This window comes from Leptospira fluminis (genome assembly GCF_004771275.1).
Lineage (GTDB): Bacteria > Spirochaetota > Leptospiria > Leptospirales > Leptospiraceae > Leptospira_B > Leptospira_B fluminis.
Genome location: NZ_RQEV01000010.1, coordinates 195,206 through 211,926, shown reverse-complemented (window position 1 = coordinate 211,926; position 16,721 = coordinate 195,206). Strand labels below are relative to the sequence as shown.

Annotated in this window: 15 protein-coding genes; 7 read left to right on the top strand and 8 right to left on the bottom strand. The window is 44.2% G+C overall.

Annotated elements, in window-relative coordinates; genetic code table 11:
• Nucleotides 1–462: 462 nt before the first annotated feature.
• Both EHO61_RS09805 and EHO61_RS09800 read right to left on the bottom strand, forming a co-directional pair.
• Nucleotides 463–1,290, bottom strand: coding sequence for a hypothetical protein (locus EHO61_RS09805; protein WP_135813416.1), 828 nt, complete (start codon nucleotides 1,288–1,290; stop codon nucleotides 463–465).
• A gap of 521 nt (nucleotides 1,291–1,811) precedes the next feature.
• Entirely contained in the window at nucleotides 1,812–2,117 is a 306-nt protein-coding gene (locus tag EHO61_RS09800; RefSeq protein WP_135813415.1) for an ArsR/SmtB family transcription factor, read from the bottom strand.
• A 176-nt stretch (nucleotides 2,118–2,293) separates the two neighbouring features.
• On the opposite strand from EHO61_RS09800, the gene EHO61_RS09795 reads away from it, so the two are divergent.
• The 3 genes from EHO61_RS09795 (at nucleotide 2,294) to EHO61_RS09785 (ending at nucleotide 4,820) form a co-directional block, all read left to right on the top strand.
• A complete protein-coding gene (locus EHO61_RS09795; protein WP_135813414.1) occupies nucleotides 2,294–2,743 on the top strand; it encodes an SRPBCC family protein in 450 nt (149 codons plus the stop codon).
• Between the two features lie 800 nt (nucleotides 2,744–3,543).
• Nucleotides 3,544–3,864 (top strand): hypothetical protein, encoded by a 321-nt coding sequence (locus tag EHO61_RS09790; RefSeq protein WP_135813413.1) that lies wholly within the window; start codon nucleotides 3,544–3,546, stop codon nucleotides 3,862–3,864.
• Between the two features lie 260 nt (nucleotides 3,865–4,124).
• Nucleotides 4,125–4,820, top strand: a complete 696-nt coding sequence (locus EHO61_RS09785) for a FecR domain-containing protein (protein WP_135813412.1) — start codon at nucleotides 4,125–4,127, stop codon at nucleotides 4,818–4,820.
• Nucleotides 4,821–4,905: 85 nt separating this feature from the next.
• Here the strand turns inward: EHO61_RS09785 and EHO61_RS09780 are convergent, their stop codons facing one another.
• The 3 genes from EHO61_RS09780 to EHO61_RS09770 form a co-directional block, all read right to left on the bottom strand.
• Nucleotides 4,906–6,441, bottom strand: coding sequence for an alginate export family protein (locus tag EHO61_RS09780; protein ID WP_246032074.1), 1,536 nt, complete (start codon nucleotides 6,439–6,441; stop codon nucleotides 4,906–4,908).
• A gap of 825 nt (nucleotides 6,442–7,266) precedes the next feature.
• Nucleotides 7,267–9,657: an ammonium transporter gene (gene amt, locus EHO61_RS09775; RefSeq protein WP_135813410.1), complete on the bottom strand. Its 2,391-nt coding sequence runs from the start codon at nucleotides 9,655–9,657 to the stop codon at nucleotides 7,267–7,269.
• A gap of 378 nt (nucleotides 9,658–10,035) precedes the next feature.
• Nucleotides 10,036–10,425, bottom strand: coding sequence for a DUF1304 domain-containing protein (locus EHO61_RS09770; protein ID WP_135813409.1), 390 nt, complete (start codon nucleotides 10,423–10,425; stop codon nucleotides 10,036–10,038).
• Between the two features lie 160 nt (nucleotides 10,426–10,585).
• On the opposite strand from EHO61_RS09770, the gene EHO61_RS09765 reads away from it, so the two are divergent.
• From EHO61_RS09765 to EHO61_RS09755, 3 genes are all read left to right on the top strand, one after another.
• The gene (locus tag EHO61_RS09765; protein WP_135813408.1) at nucleotides 10,586–11,569 is read left to right on the top strand and encodes a GlxA family transcriptional regulator; all 984 of its coding nucleotides are present in this window, start codon (nucleotides 10,586–10,588) and stop codon (nucleotides 11,567–11,569) included.
• A gap of 623 nt (nucleotides 11,570–12,192) precedes the next feature.
• The gene (locus tag EHO61_RS09760; RefSeq protein WP_246032073.1) at nucleotides 12,193–12,993 is read left to right on the top strand and encodes a hypothetical protein; all 801 of its coding nucleotides are present in this window, start codon (nucleotides 12,193–12,195) and stop codon (nucleotides 12,991–12,993) included.
• Nucleotides 12,994–13,126: 133 nt separating this feature from the next.
• Complete coding sequence (locus EHO61_RS09755) at nucleotides 13,127–13,678, top strand: hypothetical protein (protein ID WP_135813406.1); 552 nt, start codon at nucleotides 13,127–13,129, stop codon at nucleotides 13,676–13,678.
• A 23-nt stretch (nucleotides 13,679–13,701) separates the two neighbouring features.
• Here the strand turns inward: EHO61_RS09755 and EHO61_RS17230 are convergent, their stop codons facing one another.
• Nucleotides 13,702–13,869, bottom strand: a complete 168-nt coding sequence (locus EHO61_RS17230) for a hypothetical protein (protein ID WP_167884847.1) — start codon at nucleotides 13,867–13,869, stop codon at nucleotides 13,702–13,704.
• 292 nt (nucleotides 13,870–14,161) lie between these two features.
• Here EHO61_RS17230 and EHO61_RS09750 point away from each other — a divergent pair, with 292 nt between their 5' ends.
• Nucleotides 14,162–14,533 (top strand): DoxX family protein, encoded by a 372-nt coding sequence (locus tag EHO61_RS09750; RefSeq protein WP_135813405.1) that lies wholly within the window; start codon nucleotides 14,162–14,164, stop codon nucleotides 14,531–14,533.
• Between the two features lie 88 nt (nucleotides 14,534–14,621).
• On the opposite strand, the gene EHO61_RS09745 is transcribed toward EHO61_RS09750, so the two are convergent.
• Nucleotides 14,622–15,032, bottom strand: coding sequence for a response regulator (locus tag EHO61_RS09745; protein ID WP_135813404.1), 411 nt, complete (start codon nucleotides 15,030–15,032; stop codon nucleotides 14,622–14,624).
• Entirely contained in the window at nucleotides 15,029–16,495 is a 1,467-nt protein-coding gene (locus EHO61_RS09740; protein WP_135813403.1) for a PAS domain-containing sensor histidine kinase, read from the bottom strand. The genes EHO61_RS09745 and EHO61_RS09740 overlap by 4 nt, the downstream gene beginning before the upstream one ends.
• Nucleotides 16,496–16,721 lie beyond the last annotated feature (226 nt).

Genomic DNA, 16,721 nt, shown 5'->3' with positions numbered 1-16,721 from the left:
CAAAACGAATCCTCGACTTTCCTACGAAAAGTTCTCGGCTCCGAAGTTTTGCCCTCAGTTTCATATAACAAAAAATTAATTCTAGGCAGTTCCGATCCCCATTTTCATACGACTAAATCCCTACCAAATTCTCCGAAACAAAAATCTCCTATAGGTAAAGATCGTTTCAACGGTAGATTTCCTAACCTATAAAGGGAGGATTACGGTTATTTCTAAATGATCTAATACCTAGCGTAAAAGCATTGATGGTAGAAGATATTCAGAAGTCCTGGAAAGATACTGATTTGCCCAAGAGTCATTGACAATCCGGGAGATCATGGTCGGGAAAGAAAATATAAGTATTTATAACCAACCATTTGTAATATTAGTCTCGATCTTAGAAAGCTTGTATAAGCATTTTAAAATGGGCCAAAGTTTAGTGCGAGTCCAAGAGGTAGAAAAGTTTAGAAAATCACTGATTTATCACTTCGATTGCGAGCATTGAAAAAATCTACCGCGAACACAGCATTTTTTTGTCGGGTAGGAATCCATTGAGGATTGTGTGCATTCGTTGTCATTTGCAGTGCATTGGCCTTGGGTCGTCGGGAATACGGCAACTGCCGGTGAATTTTTCAAAGTAAATTGGCTACCTGAATCTTTTCCGGTAGAGGAGCCAAAACAATATCCTGTTTTGAGAGTATCTATCCCGTTATAATAAATCCAGACCCAGGCATTTCCTCCGCTTTGCAGTATTTCAAAGGCACAATCTTGCGGCGAATTTAAGTACCCAAGTAAGTATCCAATTCCGGTATACGCTACACCTCTTTCTTGGCTGGAAGTCAGCGAACTTCCTCCTACTTTAAAGGAATTCGGATCTATACAAGCTTTGAGGGGACCTCTTTGTTGGAAGACACGATCGGTGTAATCAACGTTGTCACTGCCGGAATACCAAGTCACTGGGGCTGGCAAAGTCGTATAAAGGAAACATTGGCTATAATTTATATCAGTGGTTGTGCCTTGGTCATTTAGGGCATGTCGAGTTCCCTTTGCAAACCAAAACGCCTGACAATTTTGACTATTTGCACATTTGGATTTGCAAGTTGCACTGTCGGTGACAGAATTCAATTGGCCGTTAGGATCTTGTGCAAAGCCTTGGGGATAATCAAAGACTGTTGAAGATTCAATGGATAGGTTGACCCAATTGTAATCGTTAGGATCGGCATTGGTTGGAAGCGTGGCTCCAAAGGTAACCAATAATGTGAGGGGAAAGATGAGAAAACCGAGGTTCCTTTTCAAAGCGGTATTTGACATACATTCTCCTAAAAGTTAAGTTCGTTCCAGTTCAAATCGTCGGAGTGGATTTAATATTCCAGGAGTGGGATGCGTGTCACTCGGGATTTAGCCTACTTACGAATTTATTTCCTGCAAAGAAAGATTTGCATGTAAAAATCGCATCAATAGATAATTTACCTTTATTTTTGATGTCCTATTCGGGATAGGTGCGATATCAATTATAGATCCATCAACCACAATGCCAGGACTAAGGATTCTAAAAGAAATGTCTGAGATAGAAATCGTTGGGCGAAGGACGGTGTCTCAAATGCTACTAACGAAGGAATTTAAAGGAGTATCAAATATTCGTCCTTAGCTTCTTACTCTTATAGTAATCCCAAGTATGGTACATTGTATTTGAATGAATATTCTGCTCTTAAAGGACTGAAAGTCTATGGTTTGGATAGGCTTCTTGGTGAAAAAGGGGCCTTATTCTGGATATAGGGAGTAGGTGGAGACTAATTTTTGGGACGCGAGTTCTACGCTCTATACGGCCGAGTCTAGTGGCTCTCTTCGGAGAAAGTCTTTAACGAAGTTAGAGCCCTTTCCCAAAGTCGATCCAGATATTTCCTCATGATTTCCACGCCTTTCGGATCCGCATAGTAAAGATGGCGCGTACCGTTCCGTCTGACCCGTACCAATCCTACATCCTTTAGCACCTTGAGGTGTTGGGATACTGCGGGGCGGGAAATGGGAAGGTCCTCGGCGATTTCCACGACTGCAAGGGGACATTTCGAAATACGCTCGAAAATTTCCCTTCGAGTCGGGTCTCCTAATGCTTGTATTGCAGCCGCCCCGTTGGCCATAAACTCTACGTAATTATATACTTACCCATAATTTCGCGTCAAGAACGAAATATCTTTTCTAACGTATGAACGGCCTGGATTTTGTAGGTTGACAAGAATCATTAGGTTAGTATATACTTACGGTAGGTCTACGCTAACGCATTTGCGACTCCGTAGAACCGAAGAGGAAGAATGATATGAGTTATGAAATCAATCATAAGATTGGGCTCAAGGTGGCTCCTGAGCGACTGTATGAAACTTTGACGGATCCTAAAAAACTAGCGCAATGGTGGACCTCCGACACACGCGGTAACGGAACAAATGTGGGCGGCATTTTGGAATTTTGGTTCGGAAATTTTTGCCAGAAATTCGAGGTTCGGACGTTGGAGCCGGGAAAATTGGTGAGATGGAAAGCGACTCAAGAAGGAGGAATGGGGGAGTGGGCCGGAACCGAAGTCACTTTTCGGATTTGGACGGACAACATCCAAACTTTGCTCCATTTCAGACATTCCGACTGGAAAGAAAGCACGGATTTCCTTGCACATTGTTCGATGAAATGGGCCACTTTTCTGCTCAGCTTAAAGGATCTTATAGAAAAAGGCCAGGGGCGTCCCGCTCCAAACGATTTGAGCATCGATTATAATTGATAATAGAGCGCGTATAATTAAAGTCGAAAGCGGCAGTAAATATACGCGCGAAAATATCGCTCGGGATGAAACGATATGAGAAGTATCCTTTAGCGGGCCTGCGGAGCTCTGATTTTGGGATGTTTTTTGAAGACTATCGATTCGATAGGATTTTTTATCAGATAATTATAAAATATTAATAAACTATATTTTTTTCTCCTGTATTTGGATGAAAATTGTTTCCATCCAGGATCGGAACTTCCGTGCGGTAAGCGGACGTTCCCGGATCGGTTTGTTCTTTTTGAAGTTACATGATGTATTTGCCGCTAAATTCACGTTAAATGATCGCTAAGTGAAAGAGGCGGATTCCTGTTTGGGCTTATATTCCGCTTAAGCGCCGATTGTCTTCGGCTTAGATCTGCGATCCATAGGCAAATGGAAGACACATTGAATCGTATCTCGTCCGGAAAAAGATCATTTCTTCTATAAATTCGACGACGAACGGAGTTCGTTTTTTGAGCATGCGACATATTCTCATATATGCTTCAAAGTAGCAAAATTCCATTTCTATAATATTCTAAATAAATTAATAATGAGTCCGTCCTCTTTTTTCTTAGGAATTTAATTTTATTGACACGTTTTATTCCCCTGCAGATATTCTGATCTCTGTTTTTCTTCAGAGTAACTGGTTCCGGTTCGGCCGAGATGAAAAGGAATGTATATGCTTACCTCGCTTGTAATATCGTTGGTTCTAACGGCGATCGTTCTCGCGGTGAGCGGAAGATTTACCTCGTTTAAAAAGAGGTCGAACCGGGAAATTCTTGAGGAAATCAATCGGAATCATTCACATAAAAAAGGGGGATAGAATGTTGATCACTTCCTATACAGTAAAGAATCGAAGCGAATACATAAGGGCGAGTAGAAGAGAGAAATTTTTGGGAGAGTTCGGTCTTCAGGAAAAAGAAGGAGAAGAAGGTCATTTTTATTCCAAAGAATTTCCGGAGCTAAGCGTCCGGATCAAAGATACCATCTGGATCGCCGAGCGCGATCGATATGTTAAGATAACGGATTCTTGGGAAAATGCCTCCGCCTTTCTGGAAGATTATAGAAAATACGTCAAAAATTCCGGAAAACGGGTCTAAAATTTGGTTTGGTTTCGAATCGTTTTTCGATTTCGCAAAATCTTAAATGATAAGGAGAGCCTGCAATTTTCCGAAATCTCTATTCAGAGGGTCTTTCTTGAAAACCATAAGTTTCACCGCCGTTTATTCACGAATCGATATAGGCGGCTGAAGGGCAAGAAGGGTTGAAAACGGTCAAAACGGAAAATAATAGAATTGATCCGTTTAAAAGTATGCTTAGTGTGAGACTCCTCGCGTAAATACGGCGAGAGGGAAGATCTATGACTCGGATTCAAATAATAACGACCGTTCTATTTTTAGGAATTTTTTGCTTCGATTGTAGGAAAGATACGAGCAATAGGAAGGGATTCGTAGGTTTCATTTCGGGAAACGTTCATATCCAACGGGATGGAAAGTCGATAAAACCGGAAACGAACCAAGAGATTGTCGGCGGGGACGTGATTGTGACCGGAGATAAATCCATCGTGACCGTTGTGTTCGGGGAAAATTCGACCGTTTTGGAGATCCAATCGAATTCAAAATTCCACTTTAACGAAATTGCGAACGACAAAACCTTTTTCCAAGAGACGGGAGCTTCTTGGATTGTTTCCAACAAGCTGTTGAAAGGCGAGGGCATCACTTTACAAACCCCCAGCACGACTGCAGGAGTTAGAGGTACGAAATTTTACACGACCGTATATGAGGACATGATTTTTACCTGTCATTGCGAAGGCAAAATAGAACTGGAAAACAAAGTCGACAAGTCCAAACGGACCAATGAGCAGGATTACCTCTCTGTTACTCGGGGCAATAAGACCATATACATTACTCCAGCCGATTCGCAAAAAGAAGGTATTTCTTATAACCACAATCATAGCGAAATCCAGAATTCGCCTTTGGGACCTCAGAATAAGATGAGTAAAGAAGAATTCGGGCTCCTGATTTCGCTCGTAAAGAAAAAGCTGGATTCTCCCTGACGTAGGGCCTTTGTATAACTACGCGGAAGTTTTGCGTATCCACTCACTTTTTGTGGACGCCATTCCTTCCGCGTCGTCTTCCTTGCTATAGCGAGACAGAAACCATTAAGTAGAAGAATTTAGAATTCGGCGTAAAAGTATTTCTATCCAACGGATTTGCCGCATACGGATTGTTTCTCGCATTCCGAATCGCATCTTCCGCCCTTGCCAAGGAAAATCCGGACCAGATAGAAACGTATTCCGAATAATTGTAAATCCACGTAAAATCGTACTGATACATTAGATGCTTTCCTAAACGTCCATTGTCGATCGTAAATTTGTTGTCCGAATAATTTTCGGTGCTTGCACCCGTATTCGGCACTCCGGAAACTTTATACCAAGCATCCTGAGGTGTCGCTTTGTAGGTATCGTAAATCGTAAATATCAAAGTTCCATAATTCTCCGTTTTGATGTTTAAACGGGCGGAGTATGTCCGGATATTTGCGAATCCTACAAGTAGGGATTGACCGTTCATGACGTTCCAGTTCGGAAAAGAGCCCGCTACTTGCGGAAATAACGTCTGCCAGGTTCCGACTTTGGCGTCCGACCGGTTCGGATCTCCCGAGGCAAACGTATAGCCGCCTCCCAAGCGGACATTGTCTAAAATTTTCACACCCGTATCCAATGATAAAAACCTCGTATCGTATTGGACTCTTTGCGTATAAAAATTTTTTCCGGACGGCGCCTGAATATTCAGAATATCCCAATCCGCCTTGACTCGATCACCAGTATAGCCCGTTTGCCAAGCCGATTCGATCGTCCAATCCCAAATCTTTCCGGCAGGAAGAGTGTTCGAATTCGTTCGATTCGTTAAGCGAAACCCCGCGGTGATCAGGTCGTCCCTTTGTTTGGACCGAGCGTCATTCATGTCTACGGGAGGGTTCGGATTTGCTATCCATTTTTTGGAAATATCGAAAGTGTATAGATCTAGGTCGAAAAGCCCGTTCCCTTTGATCGTGTTGTACATTCCCATAAAATAAGCTTCGTCGATTGTTCCTTTCGCCTTTCCATTGCTAGTAGTCAGTCCGTAAGGAGCGTCGTATTGGTCCGAAAGGATAGTGCCGAATACATGACTTCTAAACCACTTGGAATCGTGAACGAATCTGATTCCGTCGAAAGAGAATCCGGTATTCAGCCAGTTAAGAGGGCCGACCAATTTGAGGTCTCCGAACGCGAATACCTGTCTTCCGATCATTACCGATATCGGGAGTTTATCACTTTTTTTTAAAGTTATAAAGGCCTCTCGAATGTCCGTGGGGTTTCTTAAGTTCGTGTTCGTAGCGGTTCCCGGGGTCAATGTCGTTCCGCTTCCGGTAGTCAGCGCATAGGACCAATTCCCCGCGTTTTGCGCGCTTTGGCTTCCGCCCCATAATCTCGTATCCTGGATGGTGACCTTGATTGCGAAATACGGGGACGGGTCGAGAAGAAACCATAGCTGAGTATTTTGGCCGACGAAAGAGGAATAATCGTCTATTCGTTTGCTGAAGTTGGAATGGTCTCTAGACTCGTATCTTGGGCGGACGGAAAAACCGATTTTTAAATTATCCACCCAGAATAGATTCGATTTTTGCGTGTCTTTCATCTGTTCCGGAGAGACTAAGAGCGTTCTTAAGTAATCGATAGGAATGTCACCTTTCCATGGGCTTGCATATTTGCTTTCCTCCGGCTTTTTCTTTGGATCCGGCTTGGGATCTCCAGATTCCGTTTTGGGAGAAGTGGAAGGAGGCGGCTCTAGTGGCTTTGGCGATGATGAGTCAGTCGTCCCCTCCTTTGTGGACGGGGGAGGTATATCGACGGATTGCGGATATACGTCTCCGAATGAAAGAAGTAGGCAGATCGAAAACAATCCGGCGGGTAGGCCGTAAGTGTATCGTTTTCGTAAACCTTTGAAGTTATTATGCTTACCGAGTTTTTGCGCTCGGGATTGTTTTTTAGATTTCCTATGTTTCATATGCAGTGATTCCTATGCAAATTTTTATCAGCAAAAATCGTACCAATTAGCATCAATAACATAAAAATGATTGCTTTTGCGGGGATTAGGCTTTCTGGGGCCTTTGGGAAGATTGAATTTGCTTAGTATGTCGGCTAAATTTTTAAGATTTGTTTATTATATAGACTAATGCTAGAGTATTTGATCTAAATATTGGCTATTTTTACTTACGATGAACTTGCAAGGTTGTACATTTTGCTCTGTTTTCGGTTAAAAATTAATTCAAGATGATTTGTTTAGTTTTTCTTAGGAAAAAGTATATAAATGGCATGAAAATTGCTTATAAATTCATGTTGCGCCTATGGATTTTCTTTGAAAAAAGAAGAATATTATGAAATTAGATTATTCTTTGACGGTATAAGGAGGAATAAACGCTAATGATTTGTCAAAGGAGGGGAGCGGGTTTTCGGAAATCGATCAGCTCTTAGGCAGGAATACGTAAAAAGTGGTTTTCCCCGGTTCGGACTCTAGAACGACCCTACCTCCATGTTTCTCGATGATTCTTTTACAGATATCCAAGCCTAGGCCGGAGCCTTCTCCACGAGGCTTGGTGGTGAAAAAAGGTTCGAAAATTCGGGATCTCATCTCGGTAGGGATTCCCGGTCCGTTATCAGTCACTTCTATGCGTACATCCTGATCGAATTCTTTGACGGAAATCGTGATTTTGCCCTTAAATTCTATCGCTTGCAGAGAGTTGTGGATCAGATTGGTCCAGACCTGCATAAGGTCGTCGGGAAATGCCGGGATGATCGGTCTAGAGTCGAACTCCAGTTTTAAATCGACGCCGTTTATGATTTTATTATTATAAATGATTAAAACTGTTTCGAGGGTACCGACCACGTCTGACGGAATTTTATTGGAAATCGCTTCTATATGGGAATAGTTTTTTAAGGCGTAGGTGATTTTAGAAGTCCTTTCCACGGCAAGTCGGATCGATTCCACGTTTCGGATCGATTGTACTTCGGACAACACGAACTCAAGGATCGGATGGTTGCTTTTGTCCGCAAAGAATTCCTCGTTTTTTTCGAGAACGGAAAGAAAACCTACGTCGATTACTTGCGACGCGGTAGATAAAGGATCGTGGAATTCGATTTTTTTAAGGATGTCTTCCGCTCGGTTTAAGGAGACTTTCCTTTCCGACCTCGTTAGTATTCTGATTTTGCCGGCGGTCCCGGCTTCAATCATATTGAGGATGGAGTCTATGCGTGAAACGGTGCCGGAAGAGAACATATTTATATAGTTGGATAGACGATTCGAAATATGTTTGAAGTAATCCGTCAGTTCTCCGCTAAGAGCCGATATTGCACCTAGGGGATTGTTGATTTCGTGCGCTATTCCCGAGACCAATTGTCCAAGAGAGGCCATTTTCTCGGAAAGAATGAGTTTGTCTTGGGTTTTCTGCAGAGTTTCTAAAGCGTAGGCGATCTCCGTTCTCGCGTTTTCGTTTTCGTTCAATGTTTCGCGTATCCTTTTTAGAACCAAATTATAGCGCTTAGCTATCTGTCCGACTTCAGTAAAAGGTTCCTCATAGACGTCGCAAAGATCTCCGGTGCGATGTTGGTGCTCCATTACGCGTAAGAGGTCCACTAAGTCCGTTCTTGCATTGTGTTCGGAAAGATTGAGTCCTTCCTCCTCTTCTTTGACGCCGACGCGTAAAGGACCGAAAAACGGGACTCGGTTCAATATAAGAAATACCAGATATGAGGTCGCAAATACGAAGATCCCCACGGACAGAATCCCGAGCAGCTGGACTTCCAATAGGGAGATTCTATCTCCGAACCCCAACAAAGAGTAATCTGCGAGTATGCCGACCGAAAGGCTTCCCCATATCCCGCCGACTAGATGGACCGGTATCGCCCCCACGGCATCGTCAATTTTGAATTTTTCTAATAACTCTTCCGAGGGAAAAAGAAGTAGCCCGGCCAGGAATCCGATGAAGCCGGCCTCGACCACCGAAAACAGATCCGCGCCTGCGGTGATCGCAACCGCTCCGATCAAGGAACCGTTTAAAAGAGAGGAGGGTTGCGGAACTCCTTTGGCTAACCAGGAGACGATCATCGCGGTAAGCATGGATATTCCCGACGCCATCACTGTATTTACTATGATTCCTGGTACTTTCGAGTTGAATCCGAGGGTGCTTCCGCCGTTGAATCCCAACCATCCGAACCATAAAAGAATTCCTCCGAACATGGCTACGGGAAGGTTGCTCCCGTTGATTCGTTTCGCGATGCCTATGTCGAACCTTCCTTTTCTGGAACCTAGAACCAATAGCAAGGCAAGAGAAACCCAGCCCCCGACGCTATGTACTATCGTAGATCCGGCAAAATCATGAAAACCCAATCCCTTAAGCCAACCTACCGGTTCGAGGGAAAGATTTCCTCCCCAGCTCCAATGGCCCGCAACCGGATAAATAAACCCGGAGACCAGTACCGTTACGAGCAGATACGATTGGAATTTCAACCTTTCCGCGACTGCGCCCGAAACGATGGTCGCAGAAGTACCGCAAAAAACCAATTGAAAGAGGAAGAACGCGGCGGGCCAGGCTTCCTCTTTCGAAAAAACGGGAAAGAACATCGTCGTTCCCAAGAGTCCTTCGAAGGATTGACCGAACATTAGCCCGAATCCGAAGCAGTAGAATAAGAGCGTCGCGATTCCGAAATCCGCGACGTTTTTGATCGCTACGTTAATCGAGTTTTTGGCACGGGTTAACCCCGATTCGAGAACGAGGAAGCCCGCCTGCATAAGGAGTACGATCCCCGAACATACGATGACCCAGAGAATATCCAATAAATTCTTTTCCGGGTACATGGTTACTTTTCCTCTGACATCCGATTTAATTTACTTCGCTTATACTTTAATGTCTTGCGAATAATGGACGTCTAAATCTAAAAGAATACGTTCCATATTTGGAGCGGGTAGTTCGAAGAGTAAGAACTTAGAAACTCTGTTATTTAGATCAACATTTTATCGAATAACTCTTCAACAAAAATCGAGGGTTTGGGTTTTCAGGACGTAAAAAGGAAACAGTATTTTTACGGAAGTGGCAAAAATAACATAAAAATCGGGCTACAGGAGATTTCGTTTGTCGCTTTGGACGCGACAAGAAGCTCATCGGATAAACGGATATTCCCCGACGGAATACGGACGGAAGCTAGGGTGATTCCAGCACCCTAGTCGGAGGAAATATTAAGCGAACATTTTCGAAAAGACGAGGATTAGCGCGACGAGCGGAGGAAAGCCTTGTACGAATGCGGCCCTCGCCATTTTTTTTCCGGCGGAGAAAAGCAGCACCGTTCCTGCACCGAACACGCTAAGGCAGGAGAATATCATGATTGCAGGCGCATACATCGCGTTTGCCTCGAAAAAGATCGCTCCGTAAAGGGCTCCTATAGCCAAGAAAAGATTGTAAAATCCCTGGTTCAGAAACACGTTGCGCATCGTTTCGGCTTGTTTCGAATCGGAAACTCCGAATCTTTTAAAGATTGCAGGCTTCATCCAAAGGACGCTCTCCATGATGAAAATCCAGACGTGAAGTAGGCCAACTAAACCCGCCAAAATTCTAGCTGCGAGGATCATCTTATAAACTCCAAAATTTAAGATAGATTAACGTATCATAAGTTTCTCTGAAGGTCCAGTTCGTAAAATGCCATTTTTAAGCGTGAATAGGCCAAATTTAATCTGTCCTAATCCGGTAAAAAGATTGTAATTGGCCAATTTCCCTCGCAGAACGGAAGGGATGAACGTGGCCATTCTTCTTTTGCGGGATTCTCCCGCTTCGGTGATTACCGGGCTTTTCGAATTTTTCGAAATTGCGGGGATAGATCTGAGATACAGGCGTTCTCGAAGACGGTGCAACGTGTTTACGGCCGCGGTGGATTCTTCTACGGTACGACTCCACGGAAGAGTGACTATCGAACCGGATTTCGTGGGTAGATTGAATGAACCTTGCGACGTCGTGATCGTACCGGCCATCGGCCCGGAAGTTACGAATGTCGCGAATAGATTCGGGATGGAGATCGAATGGTTAAAGGATGTGGCCCGTAAGGAGATCCGGATTGCGAGCGTTTGTTCCGGGGCGTTTCTGCTCGCTTCCGCCGGATTGTTGGACGGCAGAGCCGCGACTACTCATTGGCTTTTTGCCTCGGTTTTTCGGCGGATGTTTCCCCACGTGAATCTAAACGTAGACCGTTTGGTCATAGATACGGGACAATTTTTGACTTCGGGGGGAAGTAACGCATTTTACGATCTTGCACTTCATTTAATCGAGCAGTCGTTTAACAGAGAGGTCGCAGTTTCCTGTGCACGGCATTTTTTGCTGGATACCGAACGGATTTCTCAGACTCCTTTTATGGCTTTTAGCGCGCAGAAGCATCACAAAGACGAATCTATCGCGGCGGCCCAATCCATTCTGGAAAAGGAGTTCGCGACTCCTATTTCCATGGAAGCCTTGGCGCACAGGATCGGATTGAGTCCACGGACGTTCAAGCGGCGTTTTAAATCGGCGACCGGAGATGCCCCCTCCGTTTATCAGCAACGATTAAGGATAGAATGGGCTCGGAAACGTCTCTCGGAATCCGGCGATTCGGTCGAGGAAGTTTGTTACGCTGTCGGCTACGAAAATCTAGGTTTCTTTCGCGCTCTCTTCAAAAGGCATACGGGATATACCCCCTTCGAATACAAACGTAGATTGGCTAAAAACGTGGAAGGAAAGGGACGTTGATGTTTGCGAGGGATGCGGCGGCGTAATTCCCGAGTAATCCGGTCGATAAAAATAGAAATGACAAGTAATCTGGTAGATTTACATTTACCTGGAGAGCGTTTGCATCGTACTTTCGTCCGGCAAACACGCGCGATGGATAGACTGTTTCGTTTTATACTCGTTGTTATTATTTTCTTTTCCGGATCTTCTGGGGAAATCCAAGAACGGATAGAACAGTCCGAACTATTGCTAAATACGAGAGTCAATCTCCACGTCCCGTTCCAGAAGATGCGCCCCTATTTTACCGTAGGGTTGATCGCTCATTTGGATCAAAACGAGGGGGTTCATTCGAAAGAAAAGGCGAGAAAGCGGGATTCGGAATTTCGGATTCCGTTCGCCCAAGTCTTCGTCTCTACTCGCGATACTTTTATTATCCTTTTATATTCTTCCGGAATCGGATCGAATCAATTCTCCCGACCTCCCCCCGTCTACGTTTCAATCGTTTGAATACCTACGAAATCGGCGCGTTCGTAAGTCTCTCGTATTAGGAATCCGCTCTTTCCTCGAATAAGAGCGGGAAGAATTCCGGATTCGACGTCCGACATCGATCGCGAGACGAACTCCTTCGATATAAGGATATGTACTTGTTTAAAAAATCTTATATAATTATTTTCAACGTCTTCTTCCTGTTTCTTCTTTTAAGTGTTCCGAGCGGTTTTTTATCCGCTCAACAGGATCTCTTTAACGTTCCGGCGATGAATATCACAAAGAAAGGTCAGAATTTCGTGCAGGAGCAGATCATTTTCTACCCGCGTCAGATGCAATTCGATACGACCTATATGCACGGCTTGGGAAATAATCATGAAATCGGACTCAGTGCGTACAATTATTTTCTGGATACAGCGCCCAAAAAAAATTCCATATCCGATTTTACCTCCTCTTTAGGCCCGTATCCGGCCGTAAATTCGAACTTACAGTTCGTTTATCAGAAGAAATTCGAACCGTCGGAATACTTTCATGTAAGCTTAGGCACGAAGGACGGGATCGCTTCGGGGCCTACTCCCGGTTCATCCACATTCGCGAACTCGAATTTCGTGATGACTGCCACGGAGATCAAATCGCTTAGAACCACTCTTTTTTTAGGGAGTTATTTCGGAAATGCCGCGTTTTACGGGCACTATAACCAAAGGATCTTTCCGGGAAACGAGCCGAGCATCAGCAAGGTAGGCATGATGTACGGAATAGAAGTCGAAGTCGTGCGAGATAAGCTCAGGGTGATGTGCGATTTGATTGCGGGAGTCAATGCTCTCGGAGTCGGAGTTTGTGGATTTTCGTACCATTACAACGAATTGTACTTCATTTCTGTCGGATACCAGATCCCGAATCCGAAGGATGGGACCTTTAACCCGCACGCGTTATTGATCGAACTGAACGCTTATTTTTGAAATCCTTCTGAAATTAATTGACAGGATCGTTTTTCCCTTCAACGTAAACGAGCTTTTTATCCTTCCGAAATCGGACTCCGATTTCGGAAGAGTTATTTGTAGTTTACGGATCTTTCCGATCTAAGAGGACATCATGACGGGAATCAAAGAACGCGGATCCGATCATCTGAGGAGCCGCATTTTTATTCTGTTGGTGCTTTGCAACTTATGCTGTGTCGGAGAGTATTATCAGGATCTGGTGGATAAAACCAAGGGAAATAAGATCACCAGACAAGATGCGGAGAAATTATTGACGACAGATCTTATTGCGTTACAGCAGCGCTGTCCTCAGTTCGGCACTTCGGGTTATAACTGGATGAGCAGTTACCTGTTTATGCTTTTATCCAATCCTTGTCCTAGTACTTCCGGGAATTCCTCCGGTTCTTCCAAATCCAACAAATCTTCCAGCAGTTCCTCCGGGAATTCCGGTCAGGGAAATTCTTCCTTAACCGGATGCGCCGACTACAACTACTTGGACCGAGGAGAGGTCACAACTTGTAGAATGCTGCTTCAGGGCGATCCTTGCGCTCCGGCTAGTTGCAGCTATTGTAATGAACCGACTGCGACAGCCAACTACCGCTTCGCCGCTTTTGCGGAGTGCGGTTCCGCCTTCAAATCGAGCTTCGTTTTTCCGGCCTTTCTTTGAATACGGCGGTTTCCATTTTGTCGCTATTTTGCTTCCTTACATTCGGTTCTCCATTTCATGATACCGGCCGCATCTGCTTTTGTCGCAGCTTTGCATTCTTCCAATGAATTGAACGTGCCGATGGTGGAGTATCCTCTGTAAGAATATAACCAAAGAACCCAGACCGCAAAAAACAAAACGAATCTGTTCATACGAAATTCCCTCCCTACTTGTCCTCTCTATATCATCCGACGAATCCGGGACGGTTTCCATTACGCCGGGAAAGTCCGCATCGTCCTTCGGATCTGTTAGACGGAGGTATATATCGATCTCGTGAGATGCGGGAAAATAGTCACTTTTCTTTAATTTCTTTTTTGTAATCGGTTTTCATAGGCGTTGCGGCATGAAATATTTGATGGACAATCCCGATCGGTAATATCTTTTGGGCATCTGCTATACTTTCGAAAATATCTTAAAACGGTATGGCGAATTAAAGGAGTCGAAATGAAGAAGAACAAAATCATTTTTTGGACAAGTACGATTATCGTCAGCCTTATGATGGTTTTTAGCGCGTTCAACGGGCTTACCAATCCTTTGGCATTTGAAGGTTTCCAACATTTGGGATTTCCGGGATATTTCCGAGTCGAGTTAAGTATCGCCAAAATTCTTGGAGTTGCCGCCATCTTGATTCCTCAAGTTCCGGACAGAGTAAAGGAATGGGCTTATGCGGGATTCGGTATTACTTTTATTTCCGCAGGGATCTCCCACTATTTTAGCGGAGACGAGATCGGAAAGGTAATCATGCCCTACGTAATGCTAGGGATTCTGGCTGCGTCTTATATTTTCAGAAATAAAATCGCCGCAGAGAAGGCCTGAACGTCGATCGGCCTTATTTATAAGGTTCAACTATAGAACTCTCTTGGGAGCCCTTTCGTAAAGTCTTGTTTGCTTTGCGTTGGGGCTTTCAAAACGGAAAATATTTCACACTGATTTCGGATAACATCTCTTTTGTCAGAGGTTTCGTTTTGAAATCGGAAAGCGTCTTTAAATTCCGAGCTTTTTCCTGATCATCCGGATTATCCGAAGTGGTTAACATGATAATGATGATTTTTCCCTGCAAATCGCCGTCCAGCTTATCGTACTCCACAAGAAATTCCCAGCCGTTCATGCCGGGCATATTGATATCTAGAAAAATCAAATCCGGATGGACTAAACCTTTCTCCTTCTGTTGTTTCAAATAATTCAAAGCTTCGACCGCCGAAGTCAGTGCAATTACGATATTCGCGAAGCCGTTTTTTTTTATCACTCGATCGTGTATAAAGTTATCGTTCGAGTTGTCGTCGATCAGCATGATGCAGTTGATTAAAGTATTCATATAGGCAAGTCGGATAAAGTGAAATGAAATGTGCAACCCGAGTTTTTCTCGGAGTCCAACCATATTCTTCCCCCGTGTAGTTCTACGATCTTTTTGCAATTCGCTAAACCGATCCCATAGCCTTCGTACTGGCCCTCCGGATGGAGTCGTTGGAAAATCTGAAAAATTCGTTCATGGAACATAGGATCTATACCGATGCCGTTATCTTGGATCGAGAATTTCCATTGCTCACCCAATTTTTCCGATTCGATTCGGATCTCCGGCCGTATTCCTTCCTTTTTGAATTTAATCGCGTTACTGATCATATTTTGGAAAAGTTGACGAAGTTCCGTTTCGTACGAATTCAATCGGGGAAGTTTTCCTACAGTCAATTTCGTTCCCGACGATTTGATTAGACTTTCCAAATCGGAAATCACATCGGACACGACCTTATTGCAGTCAGCATAAGAAAGGGTTTTCCCCCTGCCTAAACGGGAAAAATCAAGAAGTGCACGAACAAGGACGCTCATCCGATTGGTAGCGCTTTTGATCGTGTTCAGGGAATTCCGGACCTCTTCGTTTAATTCTTCTCCGAAGTCCTCCTCGATTACTTGGATATAATTGGATACCGTTCTTAAAGGTTCCTGTAGGTCGTGCGAGGCAAGATAAGCGAATTGTTCCAGTTCTTTGTTTTTTACCTCGAGTTCTTTTTGTCTGAGGACGATCTTTTCCTGAGTCTTTCTCTCGGTGATGTCGATTACGGAGGCGATTACCATTAGGCCGTCGATCGTATCGATAGGATTCAAGCCGATTTCAACTTGGACTTCCGTACCATCTTTTCTTAATGCGTAAAGGTCTCGCCCCGCACCCATAGATCTCGCGGTCGGGTTCTGGAAGAAAGAATTTCGGTGTTGCGGATGATTTTCCCTGAATCTTTCGGGTAGCAGGATTTCTAATTTATTTCCGATCAGCTCGGCTCGGTCGTAGCGGAAGAGCTTTTCCGTTTGATTGTTCGCGAGGGTGATGATTCCGTTTTGGTTCACGAGAATCATCGCGTTCGGGGCAGATTCTACGACCAACCTGAAACGCTCTTCGGCTTTTTTTCTTTCGGAAATATCGATAATCGAGGCTAATACGAGCGTACCATCCGCGGTCACTACGGGATTCAACCCGATCTCCACAGGAAAAGTGGAGCCGTCCTTTCTTAATGCGAACAGATCACGCCCGCTTCCCATTGCCCGAACGGTAGGGGAGCTAAAAAAGCCTTCCCTGTATTTCGGATGATTCGTTCGGAACCTTTTTGGAATCAATTCCTCTACGAGTCTGCCGATCAATTCGAACCTGGTATATCCGAAGAGTTTCTCGCTCTGGTTATTCAGATAAACTACCTTTCCTTCCTTATTCACGAGTAATATCGCGTTCGGCGTGGATTCCACCATAGCCTGGAAAGTGAGTTCGGAGTGCTTTATTGTTTCTTGATTCATTTTTCGCGGACGTCGGGCTGCTCCGACCGAAGACTCCGATCGTTAATAAGGCAAACTTTTGTCTTCGTCAATACATTTTTTCGGAATTCATTTATGGAATAAACGTATATAAATATTATTATATTCTACCGGAATCGGATTCGGTCGGTCTAATTATAAATTCCGGTCTCGACAGGAATGTCAGGGTTTTTCCGGTTCTCATCGTCAAAAATCTTGACAGGAAAAT